This window comes from Streptomyces sp. NPDC058534 (assembly GCF_042717365.1).
Taxonomy (GTDB): domain Bacteria; phylum Actinomycetota; class Actinomycetes; order Streptomycetales; family Streptomycetaceae; genus Streptomyces.
The window spans coordinates 75,835-92,049 of the sequence record NZ_JBHXNW010000031.1; the positions used below are offsets into that span (position 1 = coordinate 75,835).

Annotated in this window: 13 protein-coding genes and 4 pseudogenes; 8 read left to right on the plus strand and 9 right to left on the minus strand. The window is 70.6% G+C overall.

From position 1 onward, the window contains the following. Positions 1–183 precede the first annotated feature (183 nt). Positions 184–1,506 (plus strand): aldehyde dehydrogenase family protein, encoded by a 1,323-nt coding sequence (locus tag ACFWR9_RS20415; protein ID WP_383843992.1) that lies wholly within the window; start codon positions 184–186, stop codon positions 1,504–1,506. Between the two features lie 184 nt (positions 1,507–1,690). Here the strand turns inward: ACFWR9_RS20415 and ACFWR9_RS20420 are convergent, their stop codons facing one another. The 5 genes from ACFWR9_RS20420 to ACFWR9_RS20440 all read right to left on the minus strand — a co-directional run bounded on the left by ACFWR9_RS20420 (position 1,691) and on the right by ACFWR9_RS20440 (position 7,763). Then, positions 1,691–2,158, minus strand: a complete 468-nt coding sequence (locus ACFWR9_RS20420; RefSeq protein ID WP_383843995.1) for an NUDIX domain-containing protein — start codon at positions 2,156–2,158, stop codon at positions 1,691–1,693. Further along, complete coding sequence (locus ACFWR9_RS20425; protein WP_383843998.1) at positions 2,145–2,675, minus strand: hypothetical protein; 531 nt, start codon at positions 2,673–2,675, stop codon at positions 2,145–2,147. Before ACFWR9_RS20425 ends, ACFWR9_RS20420 begins: the two co-directional genes overlap by 14 nt. Before the next feature lie 505 nt (positions 2,676–3,180). Then, positions 3,181–5,052 carry a hypothetical protein gene (locus ACFWR9_RS20430; protein WP_383844001.1) on the minus strand — a complete coding sequence of 624 codons (1,872 nt, stop codon included), beginning with the start codon at positions 5,050–5,052 and terminating at the stop codon, positions 3,181–3,183. A 143-nt stretch (positions 5,053–5,195) separates the two neighbouring features. Then, a complete protein-coding gene (locus ACFWR9_RS20435) occupies positions 5,196–6,428 on the minus strand; it encodes a hypothetical protein (RefSeq protein WP_383844004.1) in 1,233 nt (410 codons plus the stop codon). A gap of 468 nt (positions 6,429–6,896) precedes the next feature. Beyond that, positions 6,897–7,763 carry a DUF4394 domain-containing protein gene (locus ACFWR9_RS20440; RefSeq protein ID WP_383844031.1) on the minus strand — a complete coding sequence of 289 codons (867 nt, stop codon included), beginning with the start codon at positions 7,761–7,763 and terminating at the stop codon, positions 6,897–6,899. A 336-nt stretch (positions 7,764–8,099) separates the two neighbouring features. On the opposite strand from ACFWR9_RS20440, the pseudogene ACFWR9_RS20445 reads away from it, so the two are divergent. The 3 genes and pseudogenes from ACFWR9_RS20445 to ACFWR9_RS20455 form a co-directional block, all read left to right on the plus strand. Then, positions 8,100–8,942, plus strand: a pseudogene (locus ACFWR9_RS20445) (DUF4394 domain-containing protein); the annotation flags it as partial. Between the two features lie 178 nt (positions 8,943–9,120). Then, the gene (locus ACFWR9_RS20450) at positions 9,121–9,288 is read left to right on the plus strand and encodes a hypothetical protein (protein WP_383844007.1); all 168 of its coding nucleotides are present in this window, start codon (positions 9,121–9,123) and stop codon (positions 9,286–9,288) included. A gap of 550 nt (positions 9,289–9,838) precedes the next feature. Continuing rightward, positions 9,839–10,285 (plus strand): annotated as a pseudogene (locus ACFWR9_RS20455) (SRPBCC family protein). A gap of 365 nt (positions 10,286–10,650) precedes the next feature. Here the strand turns inward: ACFWR9_RS20455 and ACFWR9_RS20460 are convergent. The 4 genes and pseudogenes from ACFWR9_RS20460 to ACFWR9_RS20475 all read right to left on the minus strand — a co-directional run bounded on the left by ACFWR9_RS20460 (position 10,651) and on the right by ACFWR9_RS20475 (position 13,000). After that, positions 10,651–10,950 carry a hypothetical protein gene (locus tag ACFWR9_RS20460; RefSeq protein WP_383844009.1) on the minus strand — a complete coding sequence of 100 codons (300 nt, stop codon included), beginning with the start codon at positions 10,948–10,950 and terminating at the stop codon, positions 10,651–10,653. A gap of 191 nt (positions 10,951–11,141) precedes the next feature. Beyond that, on the minus strand, positions 11,142–11,876 hold the full coding sequence (locus tag ACFWR9_RS20465) for an ANTAR domain-containing protein (RefSeq protein ID WP_383844012.1): 735 nt from the start codon (positions 11,874–11,876) through the stop codon (positions 11,142–11,144). 255 nt (positions 11,877–12,131) lie between these two features. Beyond that, positions 12,132–12,374 carry a CDGSH iron-sulfur domain-containing protein gene (locus tag ACFWR9_RS20470; protein WP_383844015.1) on the minus strand — a complete coding sequence of 81 codons (243 nt, stop codon included), beginning with the start codon at positions 12,372–12,374 and terminating at the stop codon, positions 12,132–12,134. Continuing rightward, positions 12,355–13,000, minus strand: a pseudogene (locus ACFWR9_RS20475) (HemK2/MTQ2 family protein methyltransferase). The gene ACFWR9_RS20470 and the pseudogene ACFWR9_RS20475 overlap by 20 nt, the downstream one beginning before the upstream one ends. Positions 13,001–13,082: 82 nt before the next feature. On the opposite strand from ACFWR9_RS20475, the pseudogene ACFWR9_RS20480 reads away from it, so the two are divergent. The 4 genes and pseudogenes from ACFWR9_RS20480 to ACFWR9_RS20495 form a co-directional block, all read left to right on the plus strand. After that, positions 13,083–13,391 (plus strand): annotated as a pseudogene (locus tag ACFWR9_RS20480) (flavodoxin family protein); the annotation flags it as partial. A 103-nt stretch (positions 13,392–13,494) separates the two neighbouring features. Then, positions 13,495–13,911, plus strand: coding sequence for a hypothetical protein (locus ACFWR9_RS20485; protein WP_383844018.1), 417 nt, complete (start codon positions 13,495–13,497; stop codon positions 13,909–13,911). Between the two features lie 334 nt (positions 13,912–14,245). After that, positions 14,246–15,010, plus strand: a complete 765-nt coding sequence (locus ACFWR9_RS20490) for a GAF and ANTAR domain-containing protein (RefSeq protein ID WP_383844022.1) — start codon at positions 14,246–14,248, stop codon at positions 15,008–15,010. 39 nt (positions 15,011–15,049) lie between these two features. After that, complete coding sequence (locus tag ACFWR9_RS20495; RefSeq protein ID WP_383844025.1) at positions 15,050–15,781, plus strand: GAF and ANTAR domain-containing protein; 732 nt, start codon at positions 15,050–15,052, stop codon at positions 15,779–15,781. The last annotated feature ends 434 nt before the right edge of the window (positions 15,782–16,215 follow it).

Below are 16,215 nucleotides of genomic sequence, written 5' to 3' on the forward strand. Positions count from 1 at the left end.
ACGTCGGTGCATCCCGCTGTCCCCGTCTCCAGGCATCGGTGACCGCTGCGAGACGGTGGCCCGCTGTCGTGACCTGCGCATTGCCCGCCGGCGGGGGGAAGAACCAGCCACAGCTCATTGTTGGCCTATACACATACATGCGCGTCTCCATATGTGCACACCCCCCCACCCCGTACAGGAGCCATGGTGCAGTCCACCGTTGAACACCCCGCCGACGCAGTCACGCGGCTGCGCACCACCTTCCGCGCAGGGCGCACCAAGCCGCTCTCCTGGCGCACTGAGCAGCTGCGCGGCATGCGGGCGATGCTGACCGAGCACGGCCAAGACCTCGCCGCCGCGCTGCTGGCGGACCTGGGCAAGGGCGAGGCCGAAGCGTTCCGCACGGAGATCGACTTCACCGTGCGTGAGATCGACCACACCCTGGAGCGGCTGGCCGACTGGCTGCGGCCCGAGCCCGTCGAGGTTCCGGAGCGGCTCGGCGCGGGAACCACCGCGTGGACCGTGCAGGACCCGCTGGGCGTCGTACTGGTCATCGCGCCGTGGAACTACCCGGCGCAGCTGCTGCTCGCCCCGGTGGTCGGCGCGCTGGCCGCGGGCAACTGCGTCGTCGCCAAGCCGAGCGAGCTGGCTCCGGCCACCTCCCGCGTCATCGCCGACCTCCTGCCGCGCTTCGTCGACAGCGATGCGCTGGCCGTGGTGGAGGGTGCCGTACCGGAGACCACCGCCTTGCTGGAGCAGCACTTCGACCACATCTTCTACACCGGCAACGGCTCCGTCGGCCGCGTCGTGATGCGCGCTGCTGCCGAGCACCTGACCCCGGTCACCCTGGAGCTCGGCGGAAAGTCGCCGGCGTTCGTCGACCGGGACGCGGACCTCGCGACGGTGGCCGCCCGGCTGGTGTCCACGAAGTTTCTCAACGCCGGGCAGACCTGCGTCGCCCCGGACTACGTCCTGACCGACCGGCGGACCGCGCGCGAACTGGAGGGCGCGCTGAAGAAGGCCGTACGGGAGACCTACGGTACCGATCCGGCCCACACCCCCGGCTACGGCAGGATCGTCAACGACCGGCACTTCGACCGGCTGACGGGCCTTCTCGGCTCCGGCCGCGTGGTGGTCGGCGGTGAGCACGACCGTCCGAGCCGCTACCTCGCCCCCACCGTACTCGCCGACGTGGCGCCGGACTCACCGGTCATGGCCGAGGAGATCTTCGGGCCGATCCTGCCGATCGTGGAGGTCGACGGCCTCGAGGAGGCCATCGCGTTCGTCAACGACCGGGACAAGCCGCTGGCGCTCTACGCGTTCACGCGGTCCGGGGCGACCCGCGACCGGCTGGTGGCGGAGACCTCCTCGGGTGGCGTCGGAATCGGACTGCCGGTGGCCCATCTCACCGTGCCCGAGCTGCCGTTCGGAGGTGTGGGCGAGAGCGGTATGGGCCGTTACCACGGCCGCTACTCGCTGGAGACCTTCAGCCACCGCAAGGCCGTACTGGACAAGCCCCTCGACTGAGCCGCACCCGCCCCATCCGGCTCGGGCCCCACCCCGACCTACTCTGCGCCGCCCGCACACCGACATCCACAATCCGCTCGACAGGCAATCGGGCGCCGAACCTACGAGCCTCTGCACGAGAGGTTGCACCGAACAGCCCCGCTGGGGGCGGCGCTCCACATCGCCGCTTTCGTACGTCCAGTGATCAGCCGAGGGCAGGCATCGCGCCAGAGCGCCAGTCGTCCACCCGCTTACGGACTCCGCTCACCATGGGCAGATCGGCAACGGCGGACGGATCGAACCAGCGGACTTCGGTGGACTCGTCGGACACGGCCGGCTGCCCGCCGACGGGACGGGCCAGGAAGCAGATCGAGAACTCCTGGCGTACCTCGCCGTCGTCGTAGGCGAAGACGTGCCGGGGGTTCGAATACGTGCCGACGATCCCGACCACCTCAACGTCGATGCCGGTCTCCTCGCGCGCCTCCCGGACGGCGCACTCGGGCAGGGACTCGCCGATGTTCATCGCTCCGCCGGGCAGTGCCCACATGCCGTTGTCCACGCGCCGCTGCAGCAGGATACGGCCGGTGTCGTCGACCACGACCACCGAGGCGGCTGGCACCAGGCTGTTGGCCTGCGGTGCCTGGGGGTCGTTCTCATAGTCACGCCTGCCCATCGGGTTCCTCCCACACTGGCGTTCCTCGGGTCCACAGTTCCTCGACGTGCGCGGCGAACCGGTCGAACAGGCCGTCGTCCTGGTGCCGTCGCAGATGAAGTGTCGGCGCGTCGTGGCCCACGCTGTGCGTCAACAGCGGCGTGACGATCATGTCGTCGTCGAAGCGGAAGACGCTCAGGTAGGCGTGGCCACTGGAGAAGCGGGCCTGCTCGAGCCACAGGAAATAGTTGGTGTACCCGGCGAAGGTCAGCTCCCGTTCAGCCTTGCTGATCAGTGACCGCCACAGGGAGGACGGGCACGCGGACCGGTAGGGGAAGACTTCGGCCACCTCGCGATCTGGCCCCGCCTTGACGAGCTTCTTTGTAGCGGCTGGCCACAGCACCGTTTCGTCCTCCCCGAGGGCTTCGCTGACGGCCCATCGATGTCTGGCGTGTGGCACGCGCCCCGTCTGCGTGATCCACCGGCCGACCGTCTTGGTGTCGACACCACACCGCTCGGCTAACTGGTTGTCACTCATCCGGGCTTGAGCCATGGCCCGGCGAAGTGGCTCGTTCATCCGTACCCCCTAGGACGTTCGGCACGCTTCACACGGTGCGGCGGCAACGTCTCGGGAGACAGATCAAGGCGTGCGCGGTGGAAGCGTGAGGGATGGCGGCATCGGCCAGCGGCGTTTCGGGCGACGTCCACGGCGACCTCCACCACCAGGTGCGGGTGGACGAGCGTGATGTCCAGCATGTCGCGGATGCCCCACCCCAACCGTGAACGTGCGGCCCGTCCATCCACCCTGTGTGGATCGAGCCCACCTGTGCGGTGTCCAGCAGGCCCGAGGGGCCTTGCTGGTCGTTACTGTTGTCCGGCGCGCCCGGCCCTCACGGTTGGTAGCCACAGGCGCCCTCGGCCTGTCGTCCACGCTGTGCGCGCGGACGCACGCCGTCGGCCCGGAACAGATCTAGGTCTGTTCCGGGCCGACGGCGTGCTCTCTGTTCGTTTTTGCCTGATCTCAGGCGGGGTTGTGGAGCAGGTCAGCGCATGGCGTGCGCGGTGGCCTTGGAGGTGCCGTGGGCGTTGGAGTTACCGGAGTCGCCGCCGCGGGCACCCTGGCCGCCTGTGGTCCAGGACTCGTTCCACGCGTCCCCGCTGTCACCGGTCGAGCCGGTGGCGCCGGAGGTTCCGGAGCCGGTGGTGGCCTTGGCGTCGGTCATCGGCTGCCAGCCGTGGCCGCCCTCGGCCCAGCCCTTGCCGTTGTCCTTGCAGCCGCGGCCGTGGTCACGGTCGCCGCCGACGATGTTGCCCGCGCGGTTGTTGCCGGTCGCGCCCGAGTCGCCGCTGTCACCGGTGGTGCCGGTCGAGGCCTTGTTGCTGCTGGTGGCGTTGCCGCCTTCGCCGCCGCGGCCGGTGTCACCCGAGGTGGTGCCGGTGGCGTTGCGGGAGTCGGCCGCGGCTGTGGTGTCGTCGTGGCGGTGGTGGCTCCAGTCCCAGCCGCCCGTGTGGTGGGCTCCGGCCTTGGAGGCGGCCTCGCTCGTGCCGGCGGCGTGGGTCATGCCGGAGTCGCCGCCGCGGGCGCCGTTGCCGCCATTGGTCCACGACGCGTTCCACGCGTCGCCGCTGTCACCGCTCATGCCGGTCGAGCCGGAGTTGCCCGAGGTGGCGGAAGCGGTGGAGTGGTTCATCCACTCCCAGCCGTGACGCCAGCTGGAGGCCCTCCAGCCGTGTTCGTCATAGCGGCCCACAACGAGATTGCCCGCGCTGTTGCCGCCGGTAGCGCCGGAGTTCCCGGAGTCGCCGGTGTCGCCGGAGGTCGCCGTGTTGCTGCTGGAGGCGTTGCCGCCGTCGCCGCCACGACCGGTGTCACCCGAAGCTGCGCCAGTTCGGTTGCCGGCGGCGGTTGAGGCGTTGGCGCGGTCGTTCGCCCGGCCGTCCCAGGCGGGCAGGACCCGGTAGGAGCGCTGTCCTTCCTGCTGCCACCAGCCCCAGCCGCTCCGTTCACTGCGAGCGTGGCTGTCGGCGTGGGAGGTGCCGTGGGCGCTGGCGTTGCCGGAGTCGCCGCCCCGTGCGGCGTCGCCACCGTTGGTCCAGGAGGAGTTGGAGGCGTCGCCCGAGTCGCCGGTGTCACCGGTGCGGCCCGAGTCGCCGGACGTCGCGGAGGCGTCGCAGCGGGCGAGAATGCAGATGTTGCCCGCGCTGTTGTTGCCCGTCGAGCCCGAGTCACCGGAGTCGCCGGTGTTCCCGGAAGCGGCCTTGTTGGAGCTGGTGGCGTTCCCGCCGTCGCCGCCACGGCCGGTGTCACCCGAGCGGGCGCCGGACTCGTTCGACGACGCGGCGGAAGAGCCGGCGTCCGAGCCACGAGAGTGACCGTGGCCCTTGTTCTTGCTGGACGCGTCGGCCGAGCTGTGGCCGGCGCCGGAGGCGTGGGCGTTGCCGGAGTCCCCACCGCGGCCGGCGTCGCCGCCGCGAGTGTGCGAGGAGTTGGACGCGTCGCCGGACGAGCCCGTGTCGCCGGTGTCACCGCTGTCGCCCGAGGAGGCGTGCGCGGTGCAGTCGGCGAGGACGCACAGGTTGCCGGCCCGGTTGCCGCCGGTGGCACCGGAATTCCCGGAGTCGCCGGTGTTCCCGGAAGCGGCCTTGTTGGAGCTGGTGGCGTTCCCGCCGTCGCCGCCACGGCCGGTGTCACCCGAGCGGGCGCCGGACTCGTTGTCCGCGGAGGCGTCCGCCGCCGGACCGAACGGGCTCTTCGACTCGTGCTGCCCGCTGCCGAGAAGGCCGTCCACCACGGAGGTCAGACCGCTCTCGGTATGGGCGGGCTGTTCGGAAGCCTGCGCCGCCGTCTGGCCCAGGAAGAACAGGCCACCGGATGCGGCCGCGATCAGCAGGCCGCGCTTGATGTTCGCGTTCATGCGTACGTGATCCCTTTCGAGACGACCCGCCACCACTCAACCACCCGCACCACAGCAAGCAGACGAGAGGGAGCCGAAGCAGGTCAGGAGGCTGGCACGGGTGCCGTGTTGGCACGTGCCCCGACCGTCTGGAAAGAGCGTGACTATCCGGGGACGCGCGGACCGCGGCCGTCGTGGACCAGGCCGCCCACACTGACGTCCCGCGCCGTGGAGGCCGGGGAGCCGCGCTGCGGGGTGCTCCCGGCACCGGCCGAACCGGCCAGTGCGCACGCCGGGCCGGCGCCACCGGTCATCGAAGAGGAAGAGCTGATCGCACCCGTCGTACCGGCCGGAAGCCGGTGCTGAGGGGCGGGGAAGTCGTAGGCACCGGGGGGTGTCTGGCCACCTGCCGTCTCTGACGCTGCTCCGTCCTGGCCCTGCTTCCAGGACGGAGCAGCGACGGAAGCCGCAGGGCCGACCGTCCGCTCGGCATCGGGATGAGCCGCCGGTGCGGCGGGACCTGCAGGAGGTGCCGGAACCTGCAAGGCCGGCGACGGGACGGGGACGCCCGGAGCCGGTATACCGTCACCAGCGCCGGGACCCGGTGCGGCGGGCTCAGGAGTCAGGCCGACCGGCGACGTCACAGGCGACAGCCCCGTGCCCGACGTGACCGGTTCGGTGACCGGGGCAAGGGGCCCCGTCACCGGGCGCAGCAACGGAGCCGTCACCGGCTCCAGCACGCCTGTCACGGGCGCTGCCGCCTGTGCGAGAGGAGCGGTCACCGGGGCCAGTGCGTCCGTGACGGGCGCGAGCGAGCGGGTTACCGGAGCCAGGGCCCGGCCCACGGGCTCGGTGACCGGAGCTGCCACATGCCCCACTACCTCACCCGGCGGGGCGGTGACCGGCTCCGTCGCCTTGCCCAGCCCAGCGGTGACCGGCTTGGCCGACTTGCCCGCACGCTCGGTCAAGGGGGCGGTCACACGCCCCAGCAGACCGTCCTGGCCGACTGGGGCGGAGCTCTTGTGCTTCGCGGTCGCAGCAGGCTGCTGTCCGCGGGTATGCCGTGCGGGCGGGGACGCGTCCGCCTCTCGCGAGGCCGACGCCTTCTTCTCCGGTGCGGAGGCCGGGTCATGGTGGCCGGCGTCCGCAGCCGCACTCCGCTCGCCGACTGGCGACTGCTTGACCGGCTTCTCCGCACCCAGCAGGGTGCCTACCGACTTGCCCACACCGGACAGCAGCCCGTCCGGGCTCTGCCGTTCAGTGGCATCAGGACGGGTAGAGGCAGGGCTGCTGGTGTGCGCGGGATGGTCTTCGGCCTGCGCGGCGGAAGCGACGAGCAGGCCGGCTCCGACGAAGGCGCCCGCCAGTCCCAAAACGGTCAGGCCTCGACGCAGCATGCGCCCACGAGCAGAGACGGTGTCCGTCTCGCGCCCGCGCCTGCCTATCGGTAACCGCACCCGCCATGCCTCCCCGAGCCACTGCTCCCTGTCGGCCTGTCACACATGATTCGCAGCCCACCCAGTACCCGGATTGGCCCCCACCAACAGAAAAACTCACAACCCGATCAACACACCATCTAAAGACGCAGCTCAGAACTACTGAAGACGCCGACAGGATCTTCATCCGATCGGAACAGTGGAGGATGCGAGAGTGCGAGCGTTGACGAACACCTGGATCGCGCGGCGGGAGAGGGTCGCGGCGAAAGCAGACATATGCGGCAGGTGGGAGCGCCTCGGCGTGTCGGGGAATGCGCAGGGGGGCGGGGGGGGGCCGGCGGGGTGGGGGTCTCGGGGGGGTGGGGGTGGGGGGGGGCGGGCGCGGCCCGCCCGGCCCCCCCCCCCCCCCCCCCGATCTGTCCGCTGTGTTCAGTTCTGAGCAAGGGGCAGGGCGATGTCGAAGACCTGCCGGTTGGGGGGGAAGGTGCCGAGGCTGTCGGCTCGACCGTTGAGGATGTTGACGCTGTAGAAGCGGTACTTGCCCGACGTTTTCAGGGCGGCGAAGCCCTTGTTGTTGCCGGTTTTCCGGTTGTAGTAGATGTCGAAACCGGCGGAGGGGCAGGCGTCGACACCGAGGCTGCCGGTCGGAGCGAGGTTACCGGCGTTGGCCGGGGACTGGACCACGACGCGGTCGTTGACGGTGTCGATGTCGAACAGCGTCGTCGCCGTAGCCGCGTTGAGGTCGTTGTTCGTGTACGCCGCTCCCGTGACGCCCTTCGCGGTCGGCCTCTCGGTGGAGGGCGGTGTCGCCGGGTTGGTCAGCATGCCGTCTTCGATGGTCGTGAACCGCGCTGCGGGGTCGTCGATGTTGTGCCGCAGGTTCTGGCCGGTGTCGCTGATCACCCTCAGCCGGTTGGCGGCCGGGTTGAAGTCCACCCCGAAGTTCTTGCCGTCCAGCTCCACGGTGAGCTGCGAGACCTTCACCGCCTTGGCGCTGCGGTTGATGGTGTAGATGCCGCCGGCGTTGCCGACGCCGTAGAGCTTGCCGTTCTGCACGCGGAAGTCGATCCCGACCAGCTTGCGGTCACCGGACAGGCCACTGATCCGGCCCTGGTCCCACGTGTCGCCAGGGGTGCGGACGTCGAAGCTGACCAGGCGCTGGTCCGTGGTCAGTCCCACGCTGATCAGGCTCTTGCCGTCGTTGCTCCAGCCGCCGTGGGCCGGCGTGGCGGTGGCGGCCGGGATGGCGGCGGCCGTGGTGGCAGCCATGGCGACAGCGACGACTGTCTTACGCATCATGCGTCTCCGAACAGGTCCAGGGCCGCCCGGCAGGCAGCCTCAACACTCAGCAGAGAACCAGATAAAGATGCACATATGCCGCCAAGATGCTTCTGCGCAACCGTGTCGCGTTAAACGGAGTAAGGAGCCCGACCCGCCCAGTCCTCGGCCGGGCCGTCTGCCCGACAGGTGCGGGTCCGGCCACTGCTCGCCCGTTTGGCTGCGGGGAGCAGCAGTTCCCTGCTGTGCGTGTTCGTGTCGGCACACACCGGTATCCCTCCGGCCTCCGCACCCACAGTCTGCAGGAGACGCTCGTGCGCATATCCACCCTCGCCCCCGTCCTGGCTCGCCACACTGTGGCCGACGGCGCCCGCGGCCACGGCGGCCCCCACCGAGACTCCCGCGCGGGCCGGCGCCGCGGCAGGTGACGCGCAGGGAAAGGGCGGGCCGTCATCGATCGGCCTTACCCACGACCAGCGGCTGGTCACCTTCCACACGGGCTCACCGGCGGACGCACGCTCCCTCGGCCACGTCCACGGGCTGAAGAAGGACACCAAGCTCGTCGGGATCGACTTCCGCGTCCAGAACGGCAAGCTGTACGGCGTCGGCGACCGGGGCGGCATCTACACGCTCGACACCACCAGCGCGCAGGCGAAGAAGGTGTCACAGCTCACCGTGGAGCTGGAGGGCGAGTACTTCGGCGTGGACTTCAACCCGGCCGCGGACCGGCTGAGGGTGATCAGCGACACCGGCCAGAATCTGCGCCACAACATCGACGACAAGGCCGCCCCGACCACCACGACCGTCGACGGCACGCTGACCAACCCGGCGACACCGCCCTCCACCGAGAGGCCGACCGCGAAGGGCGTCACGGGAGCGGCGTACACGAACAACGACCTCGGCACCGAAACGGCCACGACGCTGTTCGACATCGACACCACCAACGACCGCGTCTCCCTGCAGTCCCCCGCCAACGCCGGCAACCCTGCCCCCACCGGCAGCCTCGGCGTCAAGGCAGGACTGTCCGCCGGCTTCGACATCCACTACAACCCGAACACCGGTACCCACCACGGCTACGCCACCCTCCACGTCGACGGCGCCGCCGGTCTCTACAGCGTCGACCTCCTCACCGGAGCGGCGACCAGCAAGGGAGCATTCTCCGCCAAGTACCAGGTCACCGACCTCGCCGCGGAGCTGACCCCGACCAGCCACCCGCAAGGCGGCATGGACACCGGCGGCGGCGCCCTCGCCAGCCACAACAGACCAAGCCTCAACACTGCCGGCGTAGTCGGATCCGCGGTCCTCCTCGCAGCCGTAGTCGGCGCGGGCATCGGACGCACCCGACTCCTGACCAAGAACGCGCAGCCAGACGGGGGTGGGCCCGAAGCCGAGCGCTGACCTTAGTACGGCGAAGCGCCCGCTGGGGGCAGGCCAGCGCCTCTTCGGCGAGGCCAGCGGCAAGAAGCCGATGCGCCTGATCGGCACGCGGACCGTCGGGGACGGCCTCGCCTTCCTCACCTACCAGCCCGCCCGAGACGCATAGCATCGCCCCCATCGCCTTCCCCACCAGCTCCTGCGGAGCCACCATGATCCGAAGCCGAGACCGCGCAACACGTTTTCCGCCCGCAACGTCAGCGGTCTTCCGCTAGTGATCGACTGGATCGGCGACGCCGTCGGCTTGCACCGTTGGGGAACACCAAGGACGGCTGCCAAGTGAAGCTCGCCCCCAGCATCCGCCCTGGCCTCGGTCCATCTTCTGCCGGACGGGTCCCCCGCATACCGGAGCCGGGCCCTTCTGCACCGCGCCTGTCAGGGACACGGACAGCAGGGCCCGACGACCAAGCTGTCGGTCACACCCGAAACCTTACGGCGGACACTCCCACCCAACCTTGGCACAGCCTGATGTCACCCTATTCAGGTGGCTCCCATTCTCGTTGCCGATCATGGACCCGCGTCGTTGCACATGCCCTTCACAGCCGAGGAGTCGGATGGGGCCAGTGCGAAGAGAGAGGCAGGCATGAACGGAGTGCCGTCAGGCACTGCTGAAGTGCTGGCTCTCACCACCCTGATCGCCAAGGAAGCGAGGCCTCATCGTGACGCGGGTAGAAGAGTCCATCGAGGTCAACGTCGACGTCCGCACCGCTCCAACCAGTGGACCAAGTCCGAGGACTCCCCCAAGTTCCTGGGGAGTGTCCAGTCGATCGAGCAGCGCAGTGACCGGCTGACGCACTGACAAGCGGAGATCGGCGGGTTCGCGCGGGAATTCGACGCGGAGATGCCCGAGCAGATTCCCGACGAACGCGTCGCCTGGACCACCGTCAACGGCGAGGCCAAGCAGGCCGGCGTCGTCACCTTGCACTACATCGACGACAACCTCATCAAGGTCATGCTGCAGATGGACACCCCGAAGGCTTCGCCGAGAACATCGGCGACAAACTCGGCTTCGTCCAGCGCCAGATCACCGGCGACCTGGGACGGTTCATGGCCTTCATCGAGCAGCGCGGCGGGTCGAGACCGGCGTCTGGCGCGGCCAGGTCTGAACAGGGGGATCGACCCCGTGCCGCTTCCGCCCACCGAGCGACTGCGGCCGCCCCGCACAGGGGCCGACCGCCCGCCGGACGCGGTCGGGCGCGGCGGCCCGCCCTCCTGACCCGCCCGTCCGTGAAGGGCCACTTGATGATCTCCACCACGGCAGGGGCCGCACCGCCAGCTGCTGGACGGGCTCCTCCACCACGTCCCGCGTGCGCTTCCCGAAGCGCACCGGCGGATGCTCACCCTCGCCTACCTGCACGGGAGCCACATCCGGCAGGGCCTGACTACCCTGAGCACCCGCATCATCAGGCCCTGACCACCACCCACAACCAGCCGCCGGGTTCCGAGGTCCGGTGCCCGGCACGATCATGGGCTACACGCTGACCGGGTGGTGGTTTTGGTGCAGGTACTCCAGTGCGTCCAGGACGATGGTGCGCCGGTACCACGAGGACCAGGTGGCCGTCTCGTTCGCCAGCTTGTTGAGGAGCTGCTGCTGGCCGGTGGTCAGCCGCGTCGCCGGCTGCTGCCAGTGCAGGGACAGGACTCCGGTGCACTGCCGGTCGGCGGTGACCAGGGGGATGCTGGTGATGGTGCGGGTGTGGGAAGTGAGCAGGGCGCGGCCGGCCGCGTGGTTGGCCAGTTCGGCATCCGCCGTGACGTCAAGAACGGTCACGGGTGCAAGGCGTTGCTGCGCCTGGGCGCAGACCGATGGGGGGCCGGTGACCAGGGCTGCCTGATCACGGTAGGCGGTGGTCAGATTGTGCTGCTGTTCCAGGAGCAGGGCGTTGCCGTGGGCCGGGTCGGTCAGGTGGAGTTCGGCGGCATCGGCGTCCGAGAGAGCGACGGCGTGGGTGAGGACGGCCGTCAGGACCTGACGACGGTCCTTGGCGTCGATCTCCCGGTCGCGCAGGAAGAGGGCGTCCGGATGGGGCGCGTGGCCGCGCCGTCCGGGAAACCACGCCGCTTCGGCCGTCGGCGCGGGCGCGGAGACCGTGGCGGAGGCAAGGACGCGCAGGGCACGTTCAGGTGCTGGGAAGCTTGGCGGAGCAGGGCGAACGCCGCTGCGGGGCCGGGCAGGCCGTAGCGGGCGATGAGGATGCCCTGGGCGACGCCGATCAGCGCGCTGCTGCGGGCTTTGGCCCGTATGCCGAACACCTCGCCCTGCAGGTCGTCGCGCTCCATCTCTGCGGCACGCCGCATCTCGCGGTCCGCGGGTACGTCCGTGCTGGTGTGGGTGTCCGCGGGGAGCGGTGGCAGGGAGCGCAGCGCTCCGGTGAGCGTGTCGTGCAGGCGGATCCCGGTGAGGGGGCAGCGCTCCAGGACTTCGCGTACCGCGGGCGGTGCGGCGACCACCAGGACGGGAGCGTCCGCGAGGTGCGCGGTGGCCTGCTGCAGGGTGCGGCGGGCCGCAGCGCTCACCACCTGCACGGCTGCCAGGTCGAGAATCAGCCGTTGATCGTGCCGGGCCGCCTCCAGCAGGTGCTGGCCGAATTCCTGCTCCAGCTTCAGCCAGGCCTCGGCGTCCAGGAAACCGGTCAGACAGACCACGCGCGCCCGGTCATTTGCCGACAGGATGGTGACGGGTTCACGGCTGGTCATAGCGCCTCACAGACGGATGGATGCAGATCGGGGCACCGGTCGGCCTGCGGGGCGACCGGGGCGGCTGCTGCCTCACCGCACACCCCCACCCTGGCCCCTCAGCCATTGCAAGGGCAAGAAGAGCGCCCGGCAGGGGCAGCTGAGGACGCGGCGTAGCCGGCCCGCGGCCCGCACCGGGAACGGAGGACGTAGCGCGGCTGGACCCTCCGCTCTGTTCCGGCGACCGTTGTATCGCCGGCCCGTCCGCAACGGATGTCAGTCCTTCGACACCGTCTCGTCACCGGACCCGGCCGACCTGGCACGGTGGCTGGTGTCGCACCAGGGGAAGCGCCGGCTGCGGCGGCAGGTGCACCGTGCCGCCCGGAAGCGGTCGGAGCACACCGTCGTCCCGTCCTCCACCTCCACCGGGCCCTCCACCAGCAGCGGCCCCCGCCGCTGGACCTTGACCCGGCGCGCGGCACCGGGCGTACGGGCGTCGTCAGACGGGGAGTTCGGCACGGACGACCACCAACTCCTCCTCGTTCTCGGCCAGGGTCAGCAGCCCGCGCTGCCGCAGCCAGCGCTCCCGGCCGCGCACCACCGGACCGAACGCGATCCGCCGCCGCCGGACCACCGCGGCCTTCAGCCCCGCCTCGCGCAGCAGCGCCACGGTGCGGCCGGGATCACTGAGCCCCGACCGTACGAGCAGCAGCACCCCGCCGGGCCGCAGCAGCCCCGGCGCCTCACGGCAGATCCGGTCCAGCACCAGCCTCCCGTCGTGCCCCGCGTCCCAGGCCCGGGCCGCACCGCGCGGGCGACGCCCACCGCCCGGCACCGGCACGTACGGGCGGATTGGCCAGCACGAGGTCGAACGACGCACCGTGCACCGGAGTGAAGAGATTGCCGTGCGGGACGCGGATCCGCAGCCCCGCACGGGCGGCGTTGAGCCGCGCCGCCCACACCGCGCGCCACGAGACGTCCACCGCCGTCACCCGCCCGCCCCGCACCGCCGCGGCCAGCGCGAGAGCGCCGGTGCCGGTCCCCACGTCGAGCACCGCCACGCCCGGGGGCAGCGACTCGCCGGACAGCGCCCCGGCCAGCAGGGCGGTGTCCTCCTGGGGGGCGTAAACGCCCGGCAGCACCATGAAATGCACCCGCCCCAGGTACCCCTCACGGCACGTAGCAAAGGGTCATCGGCGGCTCTCCTGGCGCAGACGGGGCAGCGGGATGAGCGAGACCGGCGACGAGGACCGCCCCGTCGCCTACAACCGCGTCGCCGGCGTCCTGGTCACCGGCAACGAGGACGGCGCCCACCACGTCATCAGCGAGATCAACGGCGCCCTCGGCGACATCGGCTACACCATCCCCGGCCAGGCCTGGACCTACTGGCACCTCGGCCCCGGACCCGGACCCGACTACCTCGACGACGACCGCGGCCACGACTGGGCCGCCTCCACCGGACGGGCCATGGCGTCCAACCTCGTCCACGCAGCCCGGGCCCTGGGCGCCATGCCTCTGCCCGCCCCGCCGTCCTGACCTCATTCCGGGGGCCCGCCGGGCGGGTGCGGGAAAGTGGCCGCGCGTGACCGCGTGCAGTGCGGCAGAGTCGGCCCTGATCTCGCGTGGGAAGGAGCAGCCGATGACGACGGCTACGGACGACATCACCGGTGAGCAGCTCGCCGAAACACTGCTGCTGGACGTGGCCGATGGCCGGATGCGTGCGGCCACACGGCTGCTGGGTGCGCACCGTGACGGGTACTGGCTGCGGCGTTTTGCCGAGGACCAGGAGCTGGCTGAGGCCGCCGACCGGCCGCTGATCGACCGCAGCGGCAGACATCCGAACGTCGACTGGGACTCGGTCGGCTTCCTGCTGACGGCCCTCGTTTCGCCGGCCGTCCGGTCAACGGCGAGCGAGGTCGTCGTACTGGAGTTCGCCGCCGCGCTGGTGGACCGGTGCCGCATCCGGCTCCGGGACGTTCTCAACGCCCTCGACGCCGCCGACCTCAAGCGTGCCGCGCAGGCACTGCACGAAGCGGGCGACGGCCGGCTCCGCTAGCCCGCGGCGAAGAGGCCGTCCCACGCACGGCCAGACATGCTGCCAGCGGGGCCCAGGGCACGGCATGCGAAGGACGCTTACTCCTCCCGCGGTCTTCCGCGCCATGGAGCGGGTACCCTGCAGCGGCAGCGGCAGCACAGGCCGGGGCACAGGCCGGGCACCGGCCGGCACAGGACTGCGCGAAGCGGACGACGACCACCAAGAGCAGGCCAAGAACGTGCAGACGTTCCACTGACGAGTTCCGGCGGGCCCCCACCACGCTCCCACCGCGCGTAGATGAGGCAAGATCGGTACAGAGCACGACGTCGGATGCGCCTGCGGGGAGGTGATGGCGATGACCGAGGGCAGGGAGCCCGGCGGCGAAGACGCCGACGCGACGACGCAACTCCAGCGCGCCCAGATCGCCCGTGAACTCGTCGTCAGCGTGCGCGGACTGCCTCCCGCTGACGTCCCGTCCGCACTGTGCCGCGCCTGCACCGCGCTGTTGCCGGATGCTTCGGGCGTGTCGGTGTCCGTGCGAGGCGAGGACACGGACGTCGGAATCCTGCTCTGCGCGAGCGACGATGTCGCCTCCTACCTGGCGGACATCCAGTACACCCTGGGCGAGGGCCCGTGCACCGAGGCCGTGCGGCTGATGGCGCCGGTCTTCGCCACGGACCTGACCCGCGCCCCCGACGCCCGCCGCTGGCCGCTCTTCTCCCTGCAGGCCGCCAAGGCCGGAGCGGAAGCCGTGTTCTCCCTGCCCCTGGCCGGGGCCGGACGAGCCCTGGGCACCCTGGACCTGTACCGGGAGACCGCAGGCCCCATGAGCACCGAGCGGGTACGGACCGCGCTACTCGTCGCTGACGCGCTGACACTCGCCGTCACCGCCCTGGACCACGCTTCTGCCGACCGCGATGGAGTCGTAACGTGGTTGGAGGGGGCCGAGTCCGACCGGGAAGAGATCTACCAGGCAACCGGAATGATCATGGTACAGGTGGGCGTGAGTGCCGAGGAGGCGCTCCTGCGGCTGCGGGCCCGGGCCTACGCGCTGGGCCGGACGTCCAGCGAAGTCGCACGGCAGATCGTGGACCGCACCCTGGACATGCGGGATGACTGAACGCGCCCAAGAGGCAACGACACCGCCGGGGAGGCGAGCATGAACCGCGAGCGCGAGCTGGCGAAGGCGTTCGTCGACTTGTCGGACACCTATGCGCCCGAGTTCGATCCACTGCACCTCTTTCACCGTCTGGTCCACGCCTGCAAGGGCCTGCTCCAGGTCGACGCGGCGGCCGTGATGATCGCCGACGCCCGCGGCAGCCTGAAGACCATGGCCGCCACCGACGAAGGCGCCGCCTTCGTCGAACTTCTGCAGACGCAGACCGGACATGGTCCCTGTATGGACTGCTACCGCAATGGCGAAGCACACGGCTATCCGGACATCACCGACGAGCAGGAGCGCTGGCCGCGGCTCGTCGCGGCCATGACCGGGAGCGGATACGTCGCCCTGCAGACCATCCCGGTGCGCCTTCACGCACGCCAGCTGGGTGCGCTCACGCTCCTGCGCATCCGGTCCGGACGCCTGTCCGAGGACGACGTGCACCTGGCGCAGTCGCTGGCGGACTCCTCCGCGGTGGCCTTGATGCACTGGTCCACCGAACCGGCCCGAAGCGACGACGTCATCACTCGCGTGCAGAGCGCCATCGCCGCCAAGGCCACCCTGGAGATTGCCAAGGGCATGATCGCCGAACACGCGGGCGTGCACGTGGGCGACGCCGGACACCTGCTCACCGACTACGCCTCCCGGCACCGGGCCAGTCTCGCGCGAACGGTCCAGGCCCTCGTCACCCGCGATCTCGAACCCGCCGCCATCCTCAGCATGCGCACCTGACACCGATACACGACCACGACAGCGATCAACGCGATCGGCGCAGCCCCGGTACGGCTCGTGACCCGCCGGCGCCATGCGGCGAACCGAGCTTCAGCGGCCCGGCCGGAGAGAGGCCGCCTGCCCGGGCACGGCACGGCCACCCCAGGCTGGAGGCGGCACGCGCTGCTGCTGTCGAGCGAGACCCCGACGTGCGTGCACTGACGATGTGCCGTCCGATTTCGTTTGAGCTTGTTCGTAGTTGAGGGTTCACCGGCATCGAACTCGCCCTCGTACTGAGCGCCGTGCTCGGCGTCGGCGCTCTCACGGTGCCGGCCGGCGCCACCGAACGGAACGACGGAGCGTCTCTAGAATTCTGTGGTTGCCTGAGTGTTTCGGGCTTTTCGGGCGCGGCGTGGCCGTGTGCGGTCGCCATCGGTGGGTCCGATCCTCGGGGT